Consider the following 23508-nt stretch of genomic DNA (forward strand, 5'->3'; position numbering starts at 1 on the left):
GGTGCTGATCGTCATGTGTGGCCTGCAAGGGACCGGGAAGAGCACGATCGCCGCACAGCTGGGTCTCCAGCTGCCGGCGCCGGTGCTGCCCGTCGACCCGGTCGAGCTCGCGATGTGGGCCGCCGGCATCGACCGGGACCAGCCGACGGGCCTCGCCGCGTTCGTCGTCATCGGCGCCCTCGCCGGCAACATGCTCAGGCTCGGCCAGACCGTCATCGTCGACGCCGTCAACGACGCGGAGGTCGCCCGCCAGCAGTGGCGCGACCTGGCCGCCCGGCACGAGGTCACGCTGCGCTTCGTCGAGGTCGTCTGCTCCGACGAGGCCCTGCACCGCCGCCGCCTCGCCGGACGCGCCGACAACGACATCGCCGGCGCCGCCGAGCCGACCTGGGAGTCGGTCGAGGCCCGCCGGGAGGGCTTCACCGGCTGGACCGACGAGCGCCTCGTCCTCGACGCCGTCGACGACGTCCCCGGCAACGTCGCCCGCGCCCTGGCCTACGTCGGGCAGGGCTGAGCCACGTGCCGGACGGCGACGACGCGGCCGCTGCGTGGCGCTTCGAGCTGACGCGGCGGCCGGGCCCACGCTGCGGGACCCCGGGCCCGACGACCTGCGGCAGGCGCTCCTGTCGGACATCCAGGACGTCGTGAAGGGGGTCACCGGGTTCCTCACCGGCGACCCGGCGATCCTGTCGCGTTTCGCGTGGCGGCCGTACGCGCTCTGACCCGCGCCCGGCCGTCGGCCGGCTGAAATCGGTCGTGGAGATCTCCGCGCTTGTGCACGATGCGGGGATGAGTGGAGCGCCCGAAGGGTTCACCTACCGTGTCCGCAAGAGCGGCGACATCGAGATGCTGCACCACGGCCGGCCCGCGGGGGTGCTCCGCGGCGCGGCGGCGGCCCGCTTCCTGGTCGACGTGGACAACCAGGATCCGCAGGAACTGATGGCCCGGCTGACCGGCAACTACAGGCACGGCAACGAGCGGACCGCCCGCGACCATCCACGCAACCGGCGCAGGTGAGCGGCGACCGCGGCGCCACGGGCTCTGACCCGCCGGAGGTCGGCTGAGCCGGGTCGGGGCGGGCCGCGTTCAGGGCCCGCGCCGCCGGAGGACTCCGCCGGCATCTGACGTCAGCGGACCGGGGAACCCGCCCTGCGAGAAGCCTGTCATTCCGAGGCCGCCCGCAGGTCGCCGATGATGCCCGCGAGGACCGCCGCCGGGTCCGGGGTCCTGGTCAGCGCGCGGCCGATGACGACGTGCGAGGCGCCGGCCCGCACCGCCGCCACCGGGTGCGCGGGACGCGCGTGGTCGGTGTCCCCGGGCCCGCCGGGCAGCGTGACGCCGGGCGTGACGATCAGCTGGCCGGGGCCGAGCAGCCGGCGCAGCGCGGCCGCCTCGTGGGGTGCGGCGACGACGCCGTGGCAGCCCGCGCGCCGGGCAAGCAGCGCGAGGCGCGCCGACTGCTCCCCGGTCGTGGCGCCGACGCCGACCTCCGCGAGGTCCGCCGCGGTGAGGCTGGTGACGACGGTCAGGGCGACGATCCGCAGCCGGGGGAACTCGGCGGCGGCCCGCACCGCGGCCTCGAGAATCCTGGCACCGGCGGTCGCGTGCACGCTCACCATCGTCGCGCCGTGGCGGCCGGCCGCGCGTACCGCGGCGGCGACCGACGACGGGATCTCGAAGAGCTTCAGGTCGAAGAAGACGTCCTTGCCGGCGTCCGCGAGCCCGGCGGCCAACGCCGGACCGGCCGCCGTCAGCAGCTCCAGCCCGACCTTGTAGGACCGCGCGGCCTCCCCGAGCCGCTCGACGACCGCCGCGGCGGCCTCCGCGGTGTCGAAGTCGAGCGCGACGATGACACGACGGGACAGATCCATGGCCGTCATCCTGGCATGATCGTCGGCATGAGCGACCGGTTCCTCACGCACCTGCCCATCGGCGGGCCGTCCACGCCGTTCGACGGCAGCGGCATCCCGGGGTGGGACACGTTCCCGTTCGACGGCGACCTGCGGGTGCGCTCGCTCGACCCGCCGGAGCTGCCCGAGCCGCCGCGCAACGGCGAGGACGGCCCCGGGTCGTGCGCGATCTGCCGGGAAGGACCGGCGAAGGCGGTCTGGGCCGACGAGCACTGGATGCTGCGGCACGCCGGCGGGCCCAGCGCGATACCCGTCGTGGTGCTGCTGTGCCCGATCGGCCACTACGACCTGGGCGACCTGCCGCCGGAGCGGGCCGCGGAGATCGGGCCGATGCTGCAACGCGTCGAGCGGGCCATCATGTCCGTCGGCGGCATCGCCAGGGTCCACGCGTCGAAGATCGGTGACGGCGCGGCGCACCTGCACCTGTGGTTCATGGGCCGCCCGGCCGGCCTCACCCAGCTGCGCGGCAGCTGCCTGGTCCTGTGGGACGACGTGCTGCCCAAGCAGGACGAGTCCCAGTGGCGCGCGGTCCTTTCAGAGGTCGCGGCCGCCCTCGCCGTCGACGGCGGCAAGGTGTACTGACGGATCACAGCCGTTCGACGACCCGGAAGCGTTGCAGGACGGCCGTCGTGTCGTCGTCGACGGTGAACGCCGGGTCGTCGAGCCAGCCCCGGTAGTCCTCCCCGTGCCAGAACTCCTCGTGCCCCGCCCGCCAGGCGGCGACGGTGTCGTGGCCCTCGCCCTCGTCGCGGGCGTGCCGGGCGTCGACGTCGCCGAGGCGGCGGAGCTCGACGTAGGTCAGCTCGATCACCGCGACCGGGCGGTCGTCCGAGTCGACCACGGCCGCGCGGTCGCCCTCGGCGGGCAGCGGATCGCCGTCGAGCACCCAGTCCTGGACCAGGCCGGTCGTCGTCGTCTTCGTCCCGTCGAGGACCGCGGCGACCAGCGCGTCGCGCAGCGGTCCCGGGAACCCGAACTGAAACGCAGGAAGGTCGGTCACGCCGCAACCTTAGCCGCGGATATCGTCTGGGTGTGGGTGGTCGTTCGTACATGCTGGCGACGCGGATGCCGATGTCGCGGACCGGGTTCGACGCGTGGCTGGGCACGCCGCCGCCGGGCCTCGACGTCATCGGCAACCCGGCGGACATGTGGACCGGCTGGGACAACGACGGCGACGGCGCCCGGTTCACCGCCCGGCACCCGGTCGACGCGCTGATCGAGGAGCTCCGCCCGGTCGAGGCCGCGTTCCTCGCCGCCGCCCAGTTCGAGACCGACGACGGCTGGGACCCGACGGACGTGCTCGATCCGGCGATCCGCGCCTCCGCGGGTCGCTGACGGCGTCAGCCGCGGCGGACGGCCAGGACGGCGACGTCGTCGGTGGGAGCGGTGTTGTCCAGCAGCGTCATCGCCGCGTTGCAGGTCGCGTCGGCTGAGGCCGCCGCGGCCAGGACCGTGACCATCCGCCGCAGGCCGGGCGTGATCCCGCGGGCCTTCCGCTCCACCAGGCCGTCGGTGTACAGGAAAAGACCCTGACCCGGCTCCAGCGGCATGCGCGTGTTGTGGCGGCCGGCGTCGCGGTACGCACCGAGGGGCAGGTCGGGACGGATCGTGAGCAGCGTGCTCGGCTCGTCCGGGCGCATCATCACCGGAGGCAGGTGGCCCGCGTTGGACAGCGTCACCGTGTCGAGCCCCGGGCCGAGGACGGCGTAGACGGCGGTGGCCATCGCGTCCGGCTCGAAGCGCTGCACCTTCCGGTCGAGCCGGGTCAGCACGTCCGCCGGGTCGTCGGTCTCCATCGCATACGCCCGCAGCGCACTGCGGATGCGGCCCATGACCACCGCGGCGTGCAGGCCGCTGCCGGCGACGTCGCCGATGACGATACCGACGTGACCGGAGGGCAGGTCGAACACGTCATACCAGTCGCCGCCGACGCCGACCTGCGCGCCGGGCACGTAGCGGACCGCCACGTCCAGGCCCGGGACCGTGGGCGGCCGGGCCGGCAGCAGGCTGCGCTGCAGGGCGACGGCGGCGGCACGGTCCAGGTGCGACCGGCGCGCCTCGGTGGCGAGCCCGGCCCGGTCGGCGACCAGCTGTAACAGCTCGATGTCGTCGGCGGTGAACGACCGCGGCCGCAGGGTGCCGATGTGCAGCACGCCGACGACCCGGCCGCTGCTGAGCATCGGCACACCGAGGAGCGAGGCGGTCCGCGCCGGCACCAGTGCCCCGTCGAAGTCGGTGGCGCCGTCGCCGGCGCGGTCGTAGCGCTCGACGGCGACCGGCTCGCCGCGCACGGCGACGGCGCCGGCGAGCCCGTGACCGACGGGCACCCGCACCTCGTGCCGCGGCTCCCGGTCGAGGCCCGCGGTGGCGGTGGCGACGAGCTCCGTGCCGTCCTGGTCGAGCAGCAGCACCGCGGCGCTGTCGGCGCGCAGGATGTCCAGGGTCCGCTCGAGCAGCTCGTGGAGCAGGTCCTCGAGGCCGAGCTGCGACAGGGCGGCATCGGTCACCGCCTGCAGGCGGCGGACCTTCTCCTCGCTGTCCGCCAACGCCTTCCCACCGCGCCTCGGCACCCTGTCCCTGCCTCTCGCACGTTCCGTCCGGTCGCCCCGGACGCTCAGTGTCGCATCAGTGCCCGCGCCGCCCGGCCCGTGCCTCAGCCGGTCAGGTGCGCCAGGACACCGGTCATGTCGAGCACGTCGTGCACGACCCCGGCGGGATTGGCGATCCGGAACCGCCGGGCCCGCTCGTCGGCCAGCCGCCTGCCCTTGAGCAGCGCGTTGATGCCGGCGGAGTCGATGAACGTCACGGCGGCGAGATCCACCACCACGACCTCGGCGCCGCTGTCGAGCGCGGCGGCCACCGCACGCTCCAGGTCGGTGACGGTCGCCATGTCCACGTCGCCGGCGATGCTGACCGTGCACGTCCCTGCGTCACGGGTCGTGGACAACGACAACGTCATGAGCCCTCCCAGCCGGCGCGAAACGACAACTCCCTGCTGACCATATATGGTGACTCGACGAGGGCGCGATGACGGCGTCGGCGGTTTCCGACCGCCTGCGAAGCCGCCGCGGGCAACGCACGATGTTGTGGATGTGACATGCGGGACGACCCTGACACACCCCAGGTGCTGGTGGCGCTGCCCCCGGTGACGGTGTCCGGCGTCGCCGAGGTCCGGCGCCGGGTGACCGAGGCCGCGCGCGAGGTCGGCCTGTCACCCGATCGGGCGGACGGTTTCACCGTCGCCGTCAACGAGATCGTCATCAACGCGGTCGAGCACGGCGGCGGGACGGCCGCCGTGACCCTGATCCTGCAGGCGCGCAGGCTCGTCGTCGAGGTGCTCGACACCGGCACCGAGCCGTGGCAGCCCTACCTGCCGGCCACCGCTCCCCCACCCGACCAGATCAACGGCCGCGGCCTGTGGCTCGCCACGAAACTCTCCGACGAACTCACCGTCGACTCCCGCGCCACCGGCCGCCTGGTCCGCCTGACCGCCTCCGCCTGACCGCCCCCGGTCAGGCCTTCCCGGCCCGGCGGCGGGCCCATATGGCGAGGCCGGCCCCGGCGACCAGGATCGCGGTCACGGCGACCACCCGCCACCAGGCGATCGGGGCACCCCGGCCGGATTTCGAGGCACCGGCCGCCGTTCCGGCCGCCGTTCCGGCCACCGCGGGTGCGGACTGCACCGTCAGGGTGGCGGTGTTGTTGCCGGTGTCAGGGTCCTCGACGTCCGGGTCGACGGGCCCGCGGTACTCCACCCGGCCGTAGCCGCCGGGCACGGTCCGAAGGATCGTGAAGGACAGCTTCCAGGTATGGGACCGGCCGCTCGCCAGTACCGGCGCGGCGCACTGCGTCGTCTGCTGGACGGGCTCACCGTTGGGGTTCGGTGCCGGCAGGGCCAAGGCGGACGGCTCGCAGCCGTCAGGGTAACCGGCGATCTCGGTGCCCGCCGGAGACTCCAGATAGACGGTCCCGGCCGCGCCGCCGTCGAAGGGGCCGCCGTTGCGGATCGTCACCGACGCGGTGGCGACCTCACCGACGAGACCGACGACAGGGCCGGCCGACACGGCGATGTCGGCGCCCTTGTCGGCACTGCTGATCACGTGCAGGTCGAAGGACGCCTCGGCGTTGGTGTAGTCGCCGACGGGCCGGTCCGCCGGCACGATCCAGTAGCCCTGCGAATCGTCGTCGGTCCTGTCGCCCATCCGGAAGGTGAACGGGGTGCCCTCGTAGTGCCCGCCGGGTCTGATCCGCTCGTCCACCCGGCAGCGGATCCGGATCACTTCGCCGTAGATGCTTCCTTCGCAGCCGGGGACGTCGACGCTGAACGGGGGCGTCGCGTCGAGCTCGAGGAAGAAGCCGCCGGCGGTCCGGTCGCCCCAGTTGGTGAACTCGACCGGCAGCGGCACCGGACCCGCGAACTCGACGTCCATGGTGGTTCTTTCGCGGGTGGGGACCAGGTCCGCGCCGTGACCGATGCGCACCCTGGTGGTGGCCGGTGTGGTGCCGCCGGCGACGGTGGTGCGGATCGTGCCCGAGGCGCCGTCGACGGCGCCGCGCCCGGCCCGCAGGACCAGCCTGACCTCGAGCGTCTCGGGCACGGGGCAGGTCAGCGCCCGGCCGTCGCGGGTGCAGTCGCCAGGCGGGGTCACGGTCGCCACATCGCCGAGTTCGGTGAGGTCGAACAGCACGGTGCCCCCGGCGTGGGCGGTGGAGACCTTCGCCGTCGCGACCCGGCCCGGCGACTTCGCGGTCATACCCGGCGTCAGCCAGGTGTCGTACATGTAGACGCCGTCGCCGGGTTGCGCGTGCACCGGCGCCGCCACGAACCCGGGAACGAGGGCCAGCCCGGCACAGAGTGCGATCCGCGCGCCTGCCTTCACGGGCGGTGACCCTACCCGCAACGGCCGTGCCGCGAGGCCCCGTCGTCAGACGCCCGCCTTGCGGTGCTGCTTGGTGCGGTACATCGCGGCGTCGGCGGCGCGGAGGAGGCGGTCCGGGTCGCCGGCGGGGCCGGTGGCGACGCCCACGCTGGCGCCGATGCGCAGGAGCACGCCGTCGAGGTCGACGGGGGTGGACAGGGCGGCCACGATCTGCGCGGTGAGGGCGTCGACGCGGTCCGGGTCGGCGGGCAGCACCGCGAACTCGTCGCCGCCGAGGCGGGCGGCCAGGTCGCCGGGGTGCAGCAGGGCGGTGAGCCGGTCCGCGACGGTGGTCAGGACGTGGTCGCCGGCGTGGTGGCCGTGGCCGTCGTTGATCTCCTTGAAGCCGTCGAGGTCGATGACGAGCACGCCGGTCCGGGCGTCGCCGCGGCGCTGCAGGTGCTCGCCGAGCAGAGCGCGGTTGGCGAGGCCGGTCAGGCTGTCGTGGGTCGCCTGGCGGCGCAGCTTGTCCTGCAGGGCGCGGGCCTCGGTGATGTCGCGGGCGTTGTACACCACGCCGCGCACGCTCGGGTGGTTGCGCAGGTCCGCGCCGACCACGTCGAGCCAGCGGTAGCTGCCGTCGGCGTGCCGGAGCCGGACCTGCACCGAGGCGGCGGAGGACCCGTCGGAGAAGGCCGCGAAGGCGTCGAACGCGGGCACGTCGGACGGGTGGACGCGTTGCCGCAGCACAGCGCCGAGTGCCTGCGACGGGTCCTCGCCGAGGACGCGGATCGCGGCGGGGCTCGCGTAGGTGACGGTGTCGTCGGCGCCGACGACGAGGGTGACGTCGGAGGCGTGCTGGACCAGGGAGCTGAACCATTCCTTCTGGCTGCGCAGGTCGAGCATGCTGCGGTCCAGGTCGGTCAGGAGCCGGTCGTTGTCGTGGAACGCGGCGAGCTGCCGGGTCAGCACGAGCCCGGTGATGACCACGACGCCGGCGGTCACGCCCCAGATCCGCACGTCGGGGCGGACCTCGACGAGGGCGGCGACGAGCAGGATCTGGGTGGCGATGACCGCCAGGTAGGGCATCAGGCTGAAGCGGCGCCGCGTGCCGCCGGTCCAGGCGCCGTCGCGGCGGAGGGTCTGCAGCTCCTGCAGCCGCAGGCTGAACGCGACCAGGATGCAGGGGATGAGCTGGGCGACGCTCATGAGGGCCGGGTTCGACGCGCCGGTGAGGACGGTGGCGACGGACGCGCCGACGGCGGTGCCGGCCGTGCCGATGCTGCCGGCGATGCCGGCGGCCATGGTGAACGGCGCGGTGTCGCTGAGGACGAGCTTCAGCACACCGAAGACGATGACCAGCATGACCGCCGAGATGGCGGCCGCGGTGAGGCGGTCCACGACGTTGCCGGCGCCCAGTCGCGCGCCGATCGAGAAGTACCAGAGGAACACCGCGACACCGGCCAGGACGGTGACGGCGTCCAGCCACAGCCGCAGCCGCTGCCTGCCGGCGGCGCCGAGCGGGTGGACGAGCATCGTGACGACCATGACGGTCATGCCGAACACGACCAGGCCGGCCTGCACGATGCTGACCTCGGTCGTCTCGGGGTGCCGCAGCACCAGGAAGGACTGGTAGCCGTCCCCGACGGCACAGCACAGGGCGGTGATCGCCATCGACCGCCAGAACCGGCGCGCGGACGGCTCGGTGACGAGCAGCATGAGCCGCCGGGCGAACCACACGAGCGAGACGTCCAGGCCCGTCTGGATCAGCCAGGAGGACCTGCTGTCACCCGGCCCGGCCAGGAACCACAGCACGACGGCGACGGTCAGCAGACCGAAGCCGAGGAGGACAGGGTCCCGTTTGAGTGGCGCCACGACGGACCATCGGCCACCGCGGAAGTCGCATGAGCGGTCACACCGTGGGGCACCCCGGCAGCACCCAGACGAGACGGGCCGGATACAGCGTCTCCGCGGTCTCCAGGGCCGCCTCGGCGGAGCCGAACACGGCCACCTCGAGGCTGCCGTCGGCGAGGAACCAGCTGGTCACGGCCCTGTCGGCGAGCTGGTGCCCCCAGGCGACGACGCACGGGTGGCCGTCGTCCTCGGGATCGGCGACGATCCCGAACAGCGACGGCGCCTCCCGCAGCAGCAGCCGGTCACCATCAGTCACGCGAACCCCTCTCATGCGCAGATGCACGTGCAGATGCATCCTATGGCGCGCAGTCGCAGGTGGAACGGGTCGGACGACAGATGAAGTAGTCTCATCACCCCGCGAAGCAGGCGCTTGAGTAACGAAGCCCGGGTCCTCCCGCAGGCGGCGGGAGGACCCCGTGACAACGGCTCAGCGCTGCGGCTTGTAGGTCGCGGCGGAGAAGTCCGCGGGTCGGCCGCCGCCGGTCATGTCCTGCACCCACAGGCCGAAGAACGCGCCGGTGAAACCCCACGCCCGGGGCACGCCGTTGTCGGACTCCTGGGCGTACTCGTCGGACAGGATGCTGGCGTCGAACGGGCCCCACTCGACGTCGCCGTACGAGGCGCGCAGCACCCCGCCGTCGAGGTCGAGCCGCAGCCGGACCGGACCGGCGACGGGGACGGCCGGGCCGTGCGCGAGCACCCTGCCGCGGTCGCTGGACAGCACGTCGACGAACGCGCCCGAGACCTCGTCGAACCCGACCCGCAACAGGAACCAGTTGCGGCTGTTGTAGTACGCCGTGATCCCGGCCATCTGCTGGAAGTGCGCCGGCGCGAACTCCACCGTCGCCTCGAACGTCGCCCGGGTGTGCTGGACCCGGCGGGCGACGAGGCTCTCCCCCGACGTGGCGCCCGGCGAGCGGCCGCCGTGGATGCGCAGGTGCCTGGGGCGCGCGTGGGTGGACACCCACGTGTTGTCCGCCGGGCGGCGCAGCGTGCTCCACTGCTGGCCGAGCACCGGCCCGGTGAAGTCGTCGGTCTCCGGCTCGTCCGGCCACGGGTGCGCCGGCAGGTCGGGGCCCTGGACGACGTCGTGCGGGACGCCGCCGTCGATGCGCGGCCAGCCGTCGGCGGTCCAGGTGACCCGCTGGATCGCGGTCTCCCGGCCCAGGACGCAGCGCCCGCGGGGGCTGAGCGGCCGGCCGGTGAGGTGGGCGAAGAACCACTCGCCGTCCGGGGTCTCCACGAGGCTGCCGTGGCCGGCCTTCTGCAGCGCCAGGTCGGGACGGTGCACGGCGGTGATGAGCGGGCCCGCCGGGTCCGACTCGTAGGGGCCGAACAGGTCCCGGGACCGGGCGACCGTCGCCTGGTGGAACCATTCGGTGCCGCCCTCGGCGGTGACCAGGTAGTACCAGCCGTCCCGCTGGTACAGGTGCGGTCCCTCGGTCATACCGGCGGCGGTGCCCGTGTAGAGGTCGACCGGGTCGCCCACGAGCTTGCGGGCGTTACGGTCGTACTCCTGGGCGATGATGCCGTTGGCCCAGGCGTGGCCCGGTCGCCAGTCCGTCCGGTTCGACAGCAGCCAACTGCGCCCGTCACCACCGAGATCGTGGAACATCGACGGGTCGAAGCCCTGCGCGTGCAACGGGATCGGCGCCGACCACGGCCCGTCGATCGCCGGCGCGGTCACCAGGTAGTTCGGGGTGTCCCAGAAGCCGGAGTAGGACTTCACGTCGGTGAAGACGAGATGGAACAGCCCGTCCACATAGGACAGGCAGGGCGCCCAGACGCCGCCGGAGTCGGGGTTGCCGGTCATGTCGAGCAGCCGGACGCTGTCCAGCGCACCACCGATCGGCCGCCAGTGCACCAGGTCCTTCGAGTGGTGCAGGCGCACGCCCGGGTACCACTCGAAGGTCGACGTGGCGAGATAGTAGTCGGTGCCGACCCGCAGGATCGACGGGTCTGGGTGAAAACCGGGCAGGACCGGGTTTCGGATGGAGCCGGCAGTCATTGGTCGTCCCTCGTGAGAGTGTTACTTGCCGAAGCCCGCGGCGAGCCCGCTGAGCAGATGACGGCGGCCGAACAGGTACAGCGCCAGGACCGGCAGCGCGGACAGCACGACCGCGGCCATCAGGCCGGGCACGTTCGTCCCGTACTGGCTCTGGAAGTTCCACAGGCCCAGCGGCAGCACCCGCTGCTCGTCGCTCTGCGTCAGCACCAGCGGGAACAGGAACCCGTTCCAGGCGCCGAGCCCGACGAAGATGCCGACGCTGACCAGGCCCGGCCGGGCCAGCGGCAGCACCAGCCGGCCGAAGATCCGCCCGGCGGTGGCACCGTCGACCGTCATCGCCTCGTACAGCTCGTTCGGGATGTCGCGCAACGTGCTGGTGAGCACGACGATCGCGATCGGCAGGGAGAACGCCGCGGTCGGCAGCACGATCGCCAGCAGGGTGTCGTACATCTGCAGGCGGGTGATGATCAGGTAGATCGGCACGATGACCGCCTGCGCCGGCACGGCGAGGCCGAGCAGGAACACGTTGAACATGGAGCGGACCGTGCGGTTCGGGTTGCGCACGATGGCGTACGCGGCCGGCAGCGCGACCGCGAGCACCAGCGTCACCGTGCCGAACGCGACGATGAGACTGTTGGTGAGGTAGCTGGTGAACCCGAGGTCCCACAGCGACGTGAAGTTGGACAACGTCGGGCTGGTCGGCAGGTCCAGCGGGCCCTGCCCGATGTACTGGTCCGGCGTGCGGAAGCCGGTGACGACCACGAAGTACACCGGGACCGCGACGATCAGCAGCCATACCGTCGCGGCGACCCCGGCCGGGACGTTCGGCCGGCCACGCCGGCGGGGGCCGGGCGGCGGCAACGATACCGACGGCCGGCTGCGGTGCGCCGGCCGGCGGGCGAGGTCGAGGCTCATCAGGCACCTTCCCGGTCGCTGGCCATCCGGTGGTAGCCGGTGAGCCTGACGACGACAACCGACAGGGCGGTGCCGAGCGTGACGAGCAGGACGGCCAGGACGCTGGCGTAGCCCATGTCGAAGCCGACGAAGCCCTTGATGTACATGTGCAGGGGCAGGACCCGCGTCGCGGTGCCGGGCCCGCCGTTGGTCATCAGCAGGATCATCTCGAAGTACGTGAGCGAGCCGACGAGGATGAGCACCGAGGAGGCGATGATCGTGTTGCGCAGCTGCGGCAGCGTGATGGAGAAGAACTGCCGCACCCCCGTCGCGCCGTCCAACTGCGCCGCCTCGTAGAGCGACACCGGGATCTGCCTGGTCGCCGATTGGTACAGCAGGGTGTGGAACGGCACGAACTGCCACGCGATCACGAACGCGATGACGTAGAGCGCTTTCTCCGGCGAGCCGAGGAAATTGCCGTCCGGCACGCCGAGGTACTTGCCGTAGTCGGCGGCGAGCCCGAAGTTCGGGTCGAGCAGCGACACGAACGTTACCGAGATCGCCGCGGTGGACAGCAGCAGCGGCAGGAAGAACAGTGTCGACAGCACCGCCCGGCTGCGCTGCGGCCCGGCCGCCCACACGCCGATGAGCAGCGCGAGCGGCGTCTGGCCGAGCCACGACACGACGGTCAGCAGCAGGGTCTTGCCGATGCCGTTGAACAGTTCCGCGTCGTCGGCGAGCGCCGCCCAGTTGCTCAGGCCCGCCCAGACCGGGTCACCGAGCCCGTTCCACGTCGTGAAGCTGAGGTAGACGACCGCGAAGACCGGCAGGATGCCGAACGCGGCGAAGAACAGGACCGCCGGCGCGGCCCAGATGATTCCGGGCCGCGCCGCCGCTTTGGACGTTGTCACTTCGCCTTGGCCATGTTGGCCACGAAGGCGTCGGGCGTGATCTGCCCGAGGAAGAGCTTCTGCAGGTTCGTGAGCAGCTCGGTGCTCACCGACGGGGTGAGCGCCTGGTCCCAGGACTGGGTGAAGCTGGGCGCGTTGGCGACGAGGTCGTAGGTGAAGCCGGTGAAGTCGGCGTTGGGCTTGGACTTCAGGGTGTTCTCGACGCCCTTGATGGCGGGTACCTGACCGGCGTCGATGAGGCCGTTGACGTACTGGTCGGACGCGAGCGCCTTGGTCAGGAAGTCGATCGAGGCGTCCTTGCTCTTCGACGCGGCGTTGACCGAGTAGTAGTTGCTCGGGTTGCCCACGACGGACTTCGGGTCGCCGGCGCCGCCCTCGTACGCGGGGAACGCGGTGAAGCCGAGCTTGCCGTTCTTGATGAAGTCCGGGTTGGCGTCCTTCTGCACCGAGAAGTCCCAGGTGCCCATGAGGTGCATGGCGGCCTTGCCGGTCGCGAAGAGCTTCGAGGCGCCCTGGTTGTCGTAGTTGACGCTGGCGAAGTTCGTGCCGAACGCGCCGCGCTTCACCAGGGTCTGGATCTCACCGAGGGCCTTGACGACGGCCGGGTCCTGCCAGGCGCCCTCCTTGCCGGCGGCGATGTCGGCGAACTTGTCGGCGCCGCCGATGCGGTCCAGCAGGTACTCCAGCCACATCAGCTCGGTCCAGCCCTGCGAGCCGGCGAGGGCGATCGGGGTGATGCCCTTGGCCTTGAACGTGTCGACCAGGCTGAGCAGGTCGGCGTAGGTCTTCGGCGGCTGCACACCGGCGGCGGCGAAGACGTCCTTGTTGATGAACAGCACGACCGGGAGCACGCCGAGCATCGGCAGGCCGTACTGCTTGCCACCGACCTTGCCGACGTCCAGGACGCTGGGCAGGAACTTGTCCTTCAGCTGCGGGTTCTTGGCGAGGGCGTCGTCGAGCGGGGCGACCTGGTTGGCCTTGACGAACTCGGCCAGGTTGCCGCCGCCCCAGTTGAAGAAGACGTCCGGCGCGGCGGGCGAGCCCATCGCGACCTGGAGCTTCTGCTTGTAGGCGTCGTTGACATACGTGACCAGCTCGATCTTGCTGTTGTTGGCCTTGTTGTACGCGTCGATGCTGGCCGTCGCGATCGGGTTGACCGCGGCGTCCTGCAGGGCCCAGACGGAGACCTTGCTGGGCTCGCCGGGCTTCGAGGTGCCCGGGCCGGAGCTTCCACAGGCGGCGCTCACCATCACAGCGGCGGTGGTGAGGATGCCCGCGGCGAGGCGGAGGTGCACTGAACGGCGCATGCGCCGTACCGTCCTTCCATCAGAACATTCGCCAGCATTTCCGAATATTTCGGGAAATGTTTCGGAATGGGGGTGTGGGGTGTACGGTGCCGATCACAAGCCACGCCCCGCAGGTTCGACAATCGTTTTCGAAACACAGGTGCCCCATGACGATGAAAACCGGGCCGACCATGGCGGAGATCGCCCAGGAGGCCGGCGTCGCCATCTCGACCGTGTCCAAGGTGCTCAACGGCCACACCGACGTCGCCGCGAAGACCCGCGAAACCATCGAACGGCTCATGTCCGAGCGCGGCTACCAGCGGCCGCGGGCGGCGAAGAACGGCCGCCGGCGCCGCAACGACCTCGTCGATCTCGTCATCAACGAGCTCGACAGCGTGTGGGGGCTGTCGATCCTCACCGGCGTCGAGGAGGTCGTCGAGGAGGCCGGACTGGCGCTCGTCGTCTCCGCCGTGCACAATCGGCAGTCGCTGACCCGCCGCTGGGTCGAGTCGCTGCTGGCCCGCGGCTCCGAGGGCGCGATCCTGGTGCTGTCCGAGCTCGCCGAGCGCCAGCACGACGACCTGACCCGCCGGAACCTGCCGTTCGTCATCGTCGACGCCGTCAACCAGCCGCCGCCCGGCACGCCCGCGATCGGCGCCACCAACTTCGCCGGCGGCTACAGCGCCGCCGAGCACCTCGCCGCCCTCGGCCACCGGCGCATCGCCGCGATCGGCGGCCACGAGCAGTTCCAGTGCACCCGCGCCCGCATCGCCGGCTACCGGGCCGCCCTGGAGTCCGCTGGGCTGCCGGTGGACCGGCGGCTCATCCGGTACGGCAACTTCCACCACGACGGTGGACTGCACGCCGCGCAGGCGCTGCTCGAACTACCCGACCCGCCGACGGCCATCTTCGCCGGCAGCGACCAGCAGGCGACCGGGGTCTACGAGGCGGTCCGCCGCGCCGGGCTCACCATCCCCGGCGACATCAGCGTGGTCGGCTTCGACGACCTGAACTTCGCGCAGTGGACCGCGCCGCCGCTCACCACCGTGCGTCAGCCGCTGCACGAAATGGGCGTCGTCGCCGCCCGCACGCTGCTGCGGATCGTCAACGGCGAGCGCCTCGAGTCGACCCGCATCGAGCTGGCCACGGACCTCGTGGTCCGGGAGAGCACGGCGCCGCCGCGGGCCCACTGAGGACCCACGGCGGCGGCTGTACAACGGTCAGCGGACCGTCCACTGCTGGTTCGGCAGGCCCAGGCAGTCCCAGATGATGATCGGGGTGCCGTTGGCCGTGCCGCGCCCGGACGCGTCCAGGCAGCGGCCGGACGGCGGGTTGAAGATCGAGCCGTCGGAGCGGATCACCCAGTGCTGGGCGGTGTTGCCGTAGCAGGTCCACAGCTGGACCTTCGAGCCGTTGGCGGTCGCCGCCTGGTCGATGTCCAGGCACTTGCCCGACTGCGGGTTCACCAGGGCGTTCCCGTCCTGCCGCCACTGCTGGGCGCCGTTGTTGAGGCAGTCCCACAGCTGCACCACCGCGCCGTCGGTCGTGCGACCGCCGGACACGTCGAGGCACCGGTTCGACCCGACCCCGACGATCGTGCGCACCGGCGCCTGCCCGCCACGGATCAGGAACAGGTTGTCGGCGACGTTGAAGTTGTTCGCCAGGTACGAGCCGGGCGCCGGGGCCGTCGAGTAGTAGTCGTCGTGGTTGCAGTCCAGGCGGTTCTCGTGGTTGCGGTCGCCGCACACGTAGCGCATCGGCGGGTGGAACGGGTCGTCGGAGTAGCACATGACGTCGTACTCGTCGGTGCAGTGCGCGCCGCCCGACGCGTTCGGCGCGTTGTTGTTGACCGCGCCGAGGTTGTGCCCGAGCTCGTGCGAGGCGACGGCGGCGTTCCAGCAGCCGTTGTCGGACCGCCCGTACTCCGGGCCGAAGTTCGAGCGGTTGTCGTCGCTCTTGCGGGTGTCGCCGGCGAAGCCACCGATGCCGCAGTACACGCCCGCGTCGGTGAGCATCATGTACTTGCGGTCGGTGCGGTTGTAGCCGAGCGCACGGACCGCGTTGACGCTGGCGCCGAACTCGCCGAGCGCCGAGTCGGCGACCCGCACGTTGCGCACCACCGGGCGGCACTGGCCGTTGACGTTCTCGGTGACGAAGCGGACGTGCCGCTCGCCGCCGGTCTCGCGGGCGCTCTCGTTGTAGATGACGTCGACGCCCTCACCGATCTGGCGGAACGTCTCCAGGTACTGGCCGTAGCGGTCGGTGTTGCCGTGCACGTACAGGATCTCCACGCGCCTGCCGGAGACCCCGTCGCCCTCGCAGACCGGCAAAGCGGCCACCGCGGCGGAGGCGGCGGCCACCTGCCTGCTGACGCTGAGGCCGAACGGTGGCGCGTCGGGGCCGTGGGTGCACATGACCGGGTTGACGCCGGTGACGCGCAGCCCGCCGACGCACGGCCCGGTCCTGTCCGCGACCAGGCCACGGTGGACCAGGCCGCGGGCCGCGTCGTCGGACGGTTGTGCGATGGCACGGGCGTCGGCGCCGAACACCGAAACCTGCCCGGCCGTTTCGGTCGCAACGTGCGCGCCGACGGCGCCGCTCTGGCTGACAAGGGCCATGAGCAGGGCGGCGCCGGCGACGAGGAGCGGCCGCCGTTGGCGGACGGTTGCCTTCATCGAGCCTCCTTGTGGATGGGCCCCCAAGGTAGGTTTCCGCCGGCCGAGGCACCGAGCGGTTTCGATGTTTTTCGGTTGTTTACATGCGGTCTTCCACGACGCAGGGTCCGGCGGCGGTGGGCACCCCTGCTCACCGCCGCCGGGTTCGGGCGTGGCAGCCGACGCCGACGGCCACCACGGGTCTTTCCTGCGGGTTACGACCTCAGCGGACGGTCCACAGCTGGTTCGGCAGGCCCAGGCAGTCCCAGATGATCATCGGGGTGCCGTTGGCCGTGCCGCGGCCGGACGCGTCGAGGCAGCGGCCGGACGGCGGGTTGTAGATCGAGCCGTCGGCACGGATCACCCACTGCTGGGCCGTGTTGCCGTAGCACGTCCACAGCTGGACCTTCGTGCCGTTCGCGGTCAGCGCCCGGTCGATGTCGAGGCACTTGCCCGACTGCGGGTTGACCAGGGCGTTGCCCTCCTGCCGCCACTGCTGGGCGCCGTTGTTGAGGCAGTCCCACAGCTGCACCACCGCGCCGTCGGTCGTGCGACCGCCGGACACGTCGAGGCACCGGTTCGAGCCGACCCCGACGATCGTGCGCGCCGCCGGCGGCTGCGTGCCGCCCCAGTTGGCGCCGCGGCCGGTCAGGGTGCCGTTGACGAACAGCGAGTTCTGCAGCTCCCGCTTGAAGCCCGCCTGGATGCTGGCGTTGTCCTGGATGCGGCTGTTGCCCCAGTACCCGTCGGAGCAGCCCGGCTGACCGGAGGACGCGCCCGGCGGGCAGGCGAACTGGGCGATGGCCTCCCAGTTGCTGTTGATGTACGCCGCGCCGCGCAGCACGTCGGCGTTGGTGTTGATGTAGTTGAAGTATTCGTTGTACCAGGTGCCGAGCTTCGACCAGTCGCCGCCGAGGGAGACCCGGTTGTTGACGTTGGTGCAGCTCGCGTCGAGCTGCGCGGTGCGGTACGCCTGCGGGGTCGACTCCGAGATCATCGCCGGCTTGTTGTGGCTGCGGGCGAAGTTGAGCACCCGGTCGTAGAGGACCTTCGGGCTGCTGGTCGGGTTGTCGCAGGCCCACTGGTACTGGCGGTAGTTGGCGTCCCAGTAGAAGGTGCTCAGCGCGACCCAGTCCACGACGTCGTCACCGGGGTACCAGTCGGCGAGGTGATTGGCGTTGCTGAAGTCGAACTTGTACTGCGCGTCGCCGTCCTTCGCGTAGCTGGCGCTCTGCCACACGGTGGCCACGTTCGTGGCGCCGAGGGCGTCGATGCGCTGCTTCACCACGCGGAACGCGGCCTTGTAGAAGTCGTAGTTGTAGCAGTTCCACGGGCCGTCGAACTCGTAGCCGACCCGCAGGTAGACCGCCCGGTTGGTGTTGCGCAGGTAGACGATCAGGTTGTCGAGGTTCTGCCGGTACTGCGCGCCGAGCGCCCCCGCGATGTCCGCGTCCTGCCGGCCGATGATGGCCCGCAGCGGCTGGTTCTGGCAGCCGGGGTTGTCGGCGAGGTACAGCCCGACGGCGAGCGCGGCGCCGGGGTACTCCGACAGCGTCTGGTTGAAGTTGAAGATGTTGCCGTTCAGGTTGCACGTGGCGGTCAGGCCGTTGCACGCGTTCGGGGAGATGTTGGTGTACAGCGTGACGCCGCCCGGGCGGGGGAAGGACGCGTCGACGTCGAGCACCTGTTGCTTGTACGCGGTCAGGTCGGGGGTGGTCTGACCGGCGAGGAACATGACCTTGCCGTTGGGCGGGAGGTTGCGGCCGGCCACCGCACTGGCGGTCTGCGTGGTCACGGCGGTGATGACGGGCACGGCGACGGCGGTCGCCACAAAGATGCCCAAGCCGATCAGGAGTCTTCGGGACATTTGGCGGATTTCCCTTTCGTTCTTACCGGGGGGGTGTCTGTTTCGGTTACGCGAGGCGGAAGATCTGGTTGGACTGGCCGGCACTGCACGTCCACAGCTGCAGGCGGGTGCCGTTGCCGGTCCCCCATGCGGTCGCGTCGAGGCACTTGCCGGAGGCGGGGTTGTAGAACGAGCCGTCGGCCCGCGGCTGCCACTGCTGGGCGCTGTTGTTCAGGCAGGACCACAGCTGCACGAGGGTGCCGTCGGCGGTGCCGGCGCCCGCGGCGTCGAGGCACTTGCCCGACTGCGGGTTGACCCACGTGTCGCCCTGGCGACGCCACTGCTGGGCGCCGTTGCCGAGGCAGTCCCACAGCTGGACGGCGGCGCCGTCGGTGGTGCGGCCGCCGCTGACGTCGACGCACCGGTTGGAACCCTGGCCGATGATCCGGTTGACGGTGCCGGTGCTGCCGCCGCCGCAGGTGGTGACGAAGCCGCGGTCGGTCAGGCCCTGGCAGAAGGAGGCCTTCGCGGCGCCGTACCGGGACAACCGCCCGTCGACGAACCAGGTCGAGTTCACGGGGAAGTCGAAACTTCCGTCCTGAATCCCGTCCCAGCCGTACCGGAAGTCCAGATCGATGTAGACGGCGGCCTTGATGACGTCACGCAGGTCGTAGCTGCCCGGCAGGTTCGGGATCGGGCCGCTGTAGTTCATCAGGCCGAACAGCCGCTTGACCCACATGTCGCCGCGGGTCTCCTCCATGCCGGCGGTGTCGCCGCCGTTGTCGGTGAAGTTCATCATCCCGGACTCCGACACGATCATCGGCTTGCCGTGGTCCTTGCTGAACTTCATCATCTTGAGCACATTGCCGTCGTAGTCCCAGTTCTTCCAGATCGCTGCCTGGTTTCCGGACGAGTCGGTGCCGATGTAGGCGTTGCGGCACTGCAGGGCGGCGGTGTCGTAGTTCTGCGGCGGCGTCCCGTTGTAGAGGTAGCCGTTGTCGTAGATCGGCATGCACAGCTCGTGGGCGAAGACGGACACGCCGACCCAGTCGGTGACGGCGTCGCCGGGGTACATCTGCTCGTACTCACCGCGGACCGGATGGAACACGTAGGTCACGTTGTCCTGCCGCTTCGCACCTTCGATCAGCGACCGGATACGGGCGAACGCGTTCTTGTACGAACTGCACGAAGCGTCGGTGCAGTGGTAGAAGGAGGACACCTCATAGTCGAGGCGCAGGAAGAACTTCGCGTTCGGGTACTGGTTGATGAACGCGATGAGCTGGTTGAACTGCGCGGCGTAACCGCCGGCGGCAAGCTCGGCGGTGACCGCCCGGGACCGGGCCGCCTTCGTGTTCTCGTCGCCGCCGTTGAAGCCGGGCGGGTTGTCCTTCCACGACACGCCGACCTGGATCATCCTGCCCTGCTGGGCGAGGAAGGTCGCGTAGTCGCGGTGCCCTGAGTTGACCCAGGTGCCGGACTTCACCTCGTAGTAGACGGAACCGCCGCTGGGCGCGGCGGCGAATGACGTGTAGTCGTCCCACGACACTTTCGTGGACTGGCCGGCGAACATCAGCCGCCCACCGGCGGGCGCGAAGGTCGAAGCGCCGGCCGGCGCCGGTGCGGACAGCACCAGCAGCGGCGCGATCAGCGCCAGGACGGCGAGGAATCGTCGCAACATGCCGACACCGTATGGACCCGAACCGATGATCCCGAAGCCGTTTCGAAACGTGTCGTTCACAGTATCGACACGACACCGGATGACCCGGGACATCGATGCCGATTGTTCGCGAAAAGTGGAACCGTCGGTCATCGCTGATCTACGGTGCGTGCGTCCAGAACCAGGGGTTCCGCCAAACCCAGCGAGGAGCACATGTTGCCACGCATCCGCGCCATACTCGCCGCCGCTGTGATCGGTCTCGCCGGCACCGCGATCGGTCTCGTGCACACGACCAGTGCGCACGCCGACACGGTGATCTGCGAGAAGTTCGGCTCGACCGCCGTCCAGGGCGGCAAGTACTACGTCCAGAACAACAACTGGGGTGACGACACCACCCAGTGCATCAATGTGACCGCGAACGGTTTCCAGCTGACCCGTTCGGATCACAACAAGCCGACCAACGGCGCACCCGGGTCATACCCGTCGATCTTCGCCGGGTGCCACTACACACTGTGCACGTCCGGCAGCGGCATGCCGATGCGGGTGTCCGACGCGACGTTCCAGAACGTGACGACCAGCGTGTCGATGACGTACGCCGGTGGTCAGTGGGACGCCGCCTACGACGTCTGGTTCGACCCGACGCCGCGCACCGACGGCCAGAACACCGGCGCGGAGCTCATGGTGTGGCTCAACCACGCCGGCGCTCCTCAGCCGGTCGGTGGGCGGGTCGCCACCGTGAACCTCGCCGGCGGCACGTGGGACGTGTGGTTCGGCAACATCGGCTGGAACGTCGTGTCGTACGTGCGCACCGCCGGCACCGGCTCGATCAGCTTCGCGGTCCGCGACTTCTACAACGACATGCTGGCCCGCGGGTACGCGCAGAACTCGTGGTACATGACCAGCGTGCAGGCCGGGTTCGAGCCGTGGCAGGGCGGCGCCGGGATGGCCGTCACCAACTTCAGCTACAGCACCACCGGCGGCAACACCGGTGGCGGGCAGACGATCGTCGGGCAGGGCTCCGGCCGGTGCGTCGACGTCGACGCGCAGGGCACCGCCGACGGCACCAAGGTCCAGCTGTGGGACTGCAACGGCAGCGGCGCGCAGAAGTGGACCCGCAGCGGCAACACGTTCGTCAACCCGCAGTCGGGCAAGTGCCTCGACGTCCGGGGCGCCAGCACCGCCAACGGCGCGCAGGTGTGGCTGTGGACGTGCCTGAACAACTCCGCCCAGCAGTGGGTGGTCAACGGCAACGGCACGATCGTCAACCCCGCGTCGGGCAAGTGCCTCGACGCGACCGGCCGGGGCACCGCCAACGGCACCGGCCTGCAGATCTGGGACTGCTTCGGCGGCGGAGGCACCCAGTCCAACCAGGTCTGGTCGCTGCGCTGATCCAGTAGAATGACGCCCCGCACGCAGCCGCGTGCGGGGCGTCGCGCGCTCAGAACAGGGTGAGCGGCTCGACCGGATCCGGGTCGGGCAGCGGCTCCAACTGCGGCAGCCGCGCACGTACCGCGTCGTGGAACCTGCGGGCGAGCGCCGGCGCGTCAGCGTTGTCGGGGGTGTGCACGAACACGGTCGGTGACCTGCCCTCGCGCAGCCAGCCGGTGACGACGTCCAGCCAGTCCTGCCAGCCCGCCTCGGTGCGCTCGGGGTCGTCGCGGCCGAGGTACCGGACGATCGGGCGAGACGTGAGCGCGGCGGTCCGCAGCGGGACGCGCGGCTTCTTCGTCCACGCGTCGCGCTCGGCGTCGCTGGTCGGCGGGCTGCTGAAGAACGCGGTCGTGTCGAACGGGATCCACTCCGTGTCCGAGGCCATCAGGGCCGTCTCCAGCGTGACGGCGCAGCCGCGGTCGGTGAAGAAGTCCGGGTGGCGGACCTCCACGGCGTACCGCAGCCGCGGCGGCATCCGGCGCAGGAACGCCGCCAGCACCGGCACGTCGGCGGGGCCGAACGAGCCGGGCAACTGGACCCACACCGCGTGGTTACGGGAGCCGAGCGGCTCGATCGCGTCGAGGAACATGCGGACGTCGGCGGCCACATCGGTCAGGCGGCGCTCGTGGGTGACCCGTTTCGGCAGCTTCACCACGAACCGGAAGTCCGGCCCGGTCTGCTGCGCCCACGACACCACCGTGTCCCTGGCCGGCGTGGCGTAGAACGTCGTGTTACCCTCGACGGCGTTGCAGTGACCCGCGTACGCCCTCAGCCGCTCTCCTGGCGGCAGCTGATGCCCTGGCCAGGCCTTGTGCGTCCACATCGCGCACCCCACATGCAGCCGCATCGTGCTTCTGCCCTCACCCTCAGCGCTCGGGCAACGTCGTGGGCAGCGGCACCACCCGGCAGCGCCGCGCGAGAGGGGACTGCGCGAGGACCCCGGCGATCAGCTCGCCCATGTGCGCGGCCGACGGCCCGTACAGGTACAGCGCCGTTTCCCGCGGTCCTTCCCAGTAGGACTGCATGGCGCCCTCGTCGCCGAGCGCCTCCAGCAGCGCCGCTATGAGGTCGTTGACGTCGTTCGTCTCGTACACCTCAGCGGGCAGGTCCGTGCCGTTGAGGTACACCGCCAGGCCCTCGGTGACACCGAAGGTGATCGGCTCGCCGTCGTCCAGCCGGATCCTGGACCCCTTCGGCGCGCCGGCCGCCTCGAGCCCGGCGATCGTCAGCGCCAGGACCGCCTGCCCATCGCCGTCGACCTGGAGGTCGATGTCGCTGTGCAGCGGCTCCCCCTCGGCGGACAGCAGGGTCCCGCCGCCGCCGATCTCGCTGCCCGGCGCCTTCGCGTCCAGGGTCTCCTGCAGCGGGTCCTCGTAGAGGTCGCCGCGGTCCAGCGGGCGCAGCTTCGCGTTGATGGTGATCCACAGGGTGCTCGGCACAGCGGGCACGCTACCGCAACGCTTCGAGGAGCCGCAGGTCCAGCAGGTCGACGTCGCGCGGCTGGTACCCCTGATGGAACGCCACCTGCAGCCGGGCCGAGACGCACGGCACCCGGCGACCGCCGATCGTGCCCGTGGTCAGGTCTCCGCCCGGGTAGTCGAACCAGCCGCCGTCGAGGCCCGCCTGCCGGCCGTCGCCGTCCTCGCCGAACACCACGGGGTGCAGGTCGACGTAGCCTCCGCCGGGCTTCGCCACCTCGACGCGGACGGGCCGCCAGTCGGTCTCGACCGCGTAGCCGAGCGCTTCGAGGGCCTTCAGCGCCTCGGCCTCCCGGCCGGCGTCGACGGCCAGGTCAAGGTCGCGGTGCGGCCTGGTCTGCCTGCCGACGAGTGCGTCGACACCCCAGCCGCCGGAGATCCAGCACGGGCATCCCGCGCTCCGCAGCGCGCCGAGCACAGTGTGGACCTCGGCCACATCCATCGTCGCCCCGCGCACGCCCCCGTCGGCGACCTCTGATGGCGGACCACCCCGCGCATCCTCCTCGGCGGGACCTCGTCGCCCCGCCCACCCTTTGTCAATGTCCTCGACGGCGGGTCACCGCGCTCACGCACCTGCGCGGCGCAACGAAACCCGCGTTCTGGCCGCAGCTCGGGCGGCGTTCGCTGAGGCACCTGCCCCGTCGACCGGGTCACCGAGCC

The 23508-nt window shown here is 71.1% G+C and carries 25 protein-coding genes; 8 read left to right on the plus strand and 17 right to left on the minus strand.

The features are described from left to right. Position 1: 1 nt before the first annotated feature. From ABZS58_RS38870 to ABZS58_RS38880, 3 genes are all read left to right on the plus strand, one after another. Entirely contained in the window at positions 2–514 is a 513-nt protein-coding gene (locus tag ABZS58_RS38870) for an AAA family ATPase (RefSeq protein WP_354788558.1), read from the plus strand. A 34-nt stretch (positions 515–548) separates the two neighbouring features. After that, positions 549–722 carry a hypothetical protein gene (locus ABZS58_RS38875; protein ID WP_354788560.1) on the plus strand — a complete coding sequence of 58 codons (174 nt, stop codon included), beginning with the start codon at positions 549–551 and terminating at the stop codon, positions 720–722. Positions 723–789: 67 nt separating this feature from the next. Further along, on the plus strand, positions 790–1017 hold the full coding sequence (locus ABZS58_RS38880) for a hypothetical protein (RefSeq protein WP_354788562.1): 228 nt from the start codon (positions 790–792) through the stop codon (positions 1015–1017). A gap of 146 nt (positions 1018–1163) precedes the next feature. On the opposite strand, the gene pyrF is transcribed toward ABZS58_RS38880, so the two are convergent. After that, complete coding sequence (pyrF, locus tag ABZS58_RS38885; protein WP_354788564.1) at positions 1164–1880, minus strand: orotidine-5'-phosphate decarboxylase; 717 nt, start codon at positions 1878–1880, stop codon at positions 1164–1166. Between the two features lie 18 nt (positions 1881–1898). Between pyrF and ABZS58_RS38890 the strand changes: the two genes are divergently transcribed. Next, complete coding sequence (locus ABZS58_RS38890; protein WP_354788565.1) at positions 1899–2492, plus strand: hypothetical protein; 594 nt, start codon at positions 1899–1901, stop codon at positions 2490–2492. A gap of 4 nt (positions 2493–2496) precedes the next feature. On the opposite strand, the gene ABZS58_RS38895 is transcribed toward ABZS58_RS38890, so the two are convergent. Next, positions 2497–2910, minus strand: coding sequence for an ASCH domain-containing protein (locus ABZS58_RS38895; RefSeq protein ID WP_354788566.1), 414 nt, complete (start codon positions 2908–2910; stop codon positions 2497–2499). 32 nt (positions 2911–2942) lie between these two features. Here ABZS58_RS38895 and ABZS58_RS38900 point away from each other — a divergent pair, with 32 nt between their 5' ends. Beyond that, entirely contained in the window at positions 2943–3245 is a 303-nt protein-coding gene (locus tag ABZS58_RS38900; RefSeq protein ID WP_354788567.1) for a hypothetical protein, read from the plus strand. A gap of 5 nt (positions 3246–3250) precedes the next feature. Here the strand turns inward: ABZS58_RS38900 and ABZS58_RS38905 are convergent, their stop codons facing one another. Together ABZS58_RS38905 and ABZS58_RS38910 are read right to left on the minus strand one after the other, a co-directional pair. Continuing rightward, entirely contained in the window at positions 3251–4456 is a 1206-nt protein-coding gene (locus tag ABZS58_RS38905; protein ID WP_354788569.1) for a GAF domain-containing SpoIIE family protein phosphatase, read from the minus strand. Positions 4457–4563: 107 nt separating this feature from the next. Beyond that, positions 4564–4869 (minus strand): STAS domain-containing protein, encoded by a 306-nt coding sequence (locus ABZS58_RS38910; protein WP_354788571.1) that lies wholly within the window; start codon positions 4867–4869, stop codon positions 4564–4566. A gap of 138 nt (positions 4870–5007) precedes the next feature. Between ABZS58_RS38910 and ABZS58_RS38915 the strand changes: the two genes are divergently transcribed. Further along, complete coding sequence (locus ABZS58_RS38915; protein WP_354788572.1) at positions 5008–5412, plus strand: ATP-binding protein; 405 nt, start codon at positions 5008–5010, stop codon at positions 5410–5412. A gap of 10 nt (positions 5413–5422) precedes the next feature. Here ABZS58_RS38915 and ABZS58_RS38920 read toward each other — a convergent pair whose 3' ends face one another. The 7 genes from ABZS58_RS38920 to ABZS58_RS38950 all read right to left on the minus strand — a co-directional run bounded on the left by ABZS58_RS38920 (position 5423) and on the right by ABZS58_RS38950 (position 13803). Then, positions 5423–6790, minus strand: coding sequence for a hypothetical protein (locus ABZS58_RS38920; RefSeq protein WP_354788574.1), 1368 nt, complete (start codon positions 6788–6790; stop codon positions 5423–5425). A 45-nt stretch (positions 6791–6835) separates the two neighbouring features. Further along, on the minus strand, positions 6836–8644 hold the full coding sequence (locus ABZS58_RS38925; protein WP_354788576.1) for a diguanylate cyclase: 1809 nt from the start codon (positions 8642–8644) through the stop codon (positions 6836–6838). Between the two features lie 37 nt (positions 8645–8681). Then, on the minus strand, positions 8682–8939 hold the full coding sequence (locus tag ABZS58_RS38930; RefSeq protein ID WP_354788578.1) for a hypothetical protein: 258 nt from the start codon (positions 8937–8939) through the stop codon (positions 8682–8684). Positions 8940–9110: 171 nt separating this feature from the next. Then, positions 9111–10691 (minus strand): glycoside hydrolase family 43 protein, encoded by a 1581-nt coding sequence (locus ABZS58_RS38935; protein WP_354788579.1) that lies wholly within the window; start codon positions 10689–10691, stop codon positions 9111–9113. A 21-nt stretch (positions 10692–10712) separates the two neighbouring features. After that, positions 10713–11606 (minus strand): carbohydrate ABC transporter permease, encoded by an 894-nt coding sequence (locus ABZS58_RS38940; RefSeq protein WP_354788581.1) that lies wholly within the window; start codon positions 11604–11606, stop codon positions 10713–10715. Then, the gene (locus ABZS58_RS38945; RefSeq protein ID WP_354788582.1) at positions 11606–12496 is read right to left on the minus strand and encodes a sugar ABC transporter permease; all 891 of its coding nucleotides are present in this window, start codon (positions 12494–12496) and stop codon (positions 11606–11608) included. The genes ABZS58_RS38940 and ABZS58_RS38945 overlap by 1 nt, the downstream gene beginning before the upstream one ends. Then, positions 12493–13803, minus strand: coding sequence for an extracellular solute-binding protein (locus ABZS58_RS38950; protein ID WP_354788584.1), 1311 nt, complete (start codon positions 13801–13803; stop codon positions 12493–12495). The genes ABZS58_RS38945 and ABZS58_RS38950 overlap by 4 nt, the downstream gene beginning before the upstream one ends. 146 nt (positions 13804–13949) lie before the next feature. On the opposite strand from ABZS58_RS38950, the gene ABZS58_RS38955 reads away from it, so the two are divergent. Further along, entirely contained in the window at positions 13950–14975 is a 1026-nt protein-coding gene (locus tag ABZS58_RS38955; protein WP_354788585.1) for a LacI family DNA-binding transcriptional regulator, read from the plus strand. Between the two features lie 27 nt (positions 14976–15002). Here the strand turns inward: ABZS58_RS38955 and ABZS58_RS38960 are convergent, their stop codons facing one another. The 3 genes from ABZS58_RS38960 to ABZS58_RS38970 all read right to left on the minus strand — a co-directional run bounded on the left by ABZS58_RS38960 (position 15003) and on the right by ABZS58_RS38970 (position 19960). Next, positions 15003–16457: an RICIN domain-containing protein gene (locus ABZS58_RS38960; RefSeq protein WP_354788586.1), complete on the minus strand. Its 1455-nt coding sequence runs from the start codon at positions 16455–16457 to the stop codon at positions 15003–15005. Between the two features lie 202 nt (positions 16458–16659). After that, positions 16660–18303 (minus strand): RICIN domain-containing protein, encoded by a 1644-nt coding sequence (locus ABZS58_RS38965; protein WP_354788588.1) that lies wholly within the window; start codon positions 18301–18303, stop codon positions 16660–16662. Between the two features lie 46 nt (positions 18304–18349). Further along, entirely contained in the window at positions 18350–19960 is a 1611-nt protein-coding gene (locus ABZS58_RS38970) for a ricin-type beta-trefoil lectin domain protein (RefSeq protein ID WP_354788589.1), read from the minus strand. Positions 19961–20152: 192 nt separating this feature from the next. On the opposite strand from ABZS58_RS38970, the gene ABZS58_RS38975 reads away from it, so the two are divergent. Beyond that, positions 20153–21328 (plus strand): ricin-type beta-trefoil lectin domain protein, encoded by a 1176-nt coding sequence (locus tag ABZS58_RS38975; protein WP_354788590.1) that lies wholly within the window; start codon positions 20153–20155, stop codon positions 21326–21328. A gap of 49 nt (positions 21329–21377) precedes the next feature. Here the strand turns inward: ABZS58_RS38975 and ABZS58_RS38980 are convergent, their stop codons facing one another. Genes ABZS58_RS38980 through ABZS58_RS38990 form a run of 3 tightly spaced genes read right to left on the minus strand, consistent with a single transcriptional unit; the run spans position 21378 to position 23290 of the window. Then, positions 21378–22193 (minus strand): DUF72 domain-containing protein, encoded by an 816-nt coding sequence (locus ABZS58_RS38980; RefSeq protein WP_354788611.1) that lies wholly within the window; start codon positions 22191–22193, stop codon positions 21378–21380. A 43-nt stretch (positions 22194–22236) separates the two neighbouring features. Beyond that, the gene (locus tag ABZS58_RS38985; RefSeq protein ID WP_354788591.1) at positions 22237–22809 is read right to left on the minus strand and encodes a hypothetical protein; all 573 of its coding nucleotides are present in this window, start codon (positions 22807–22809) and stop codon (positions 22237–22239) included. A 10-nt stretch (positions 22810–22819) separates the two neighbouring features. Next, positions 22820–23290, minus strand: coding sequence for a hypothetical protein (locus ABZS58_RS38990; RefSeq protein WP_354788592.1), 471 nt, complete (start codon positions 23288–23290; stop codon positions 22820–22822). Between the last annotated feature and the right edge of the window lie 218 nt (positions 23291–23508).

Source organism: Dactylosporangium sp. NPDC005555, from assembly GCF_040605635.1.
Lineage (GTDB): Bacteria > Actinomycetota > Actinomycetes > Mycobacteriales > Micromonosporaceae > Dactylosporangium.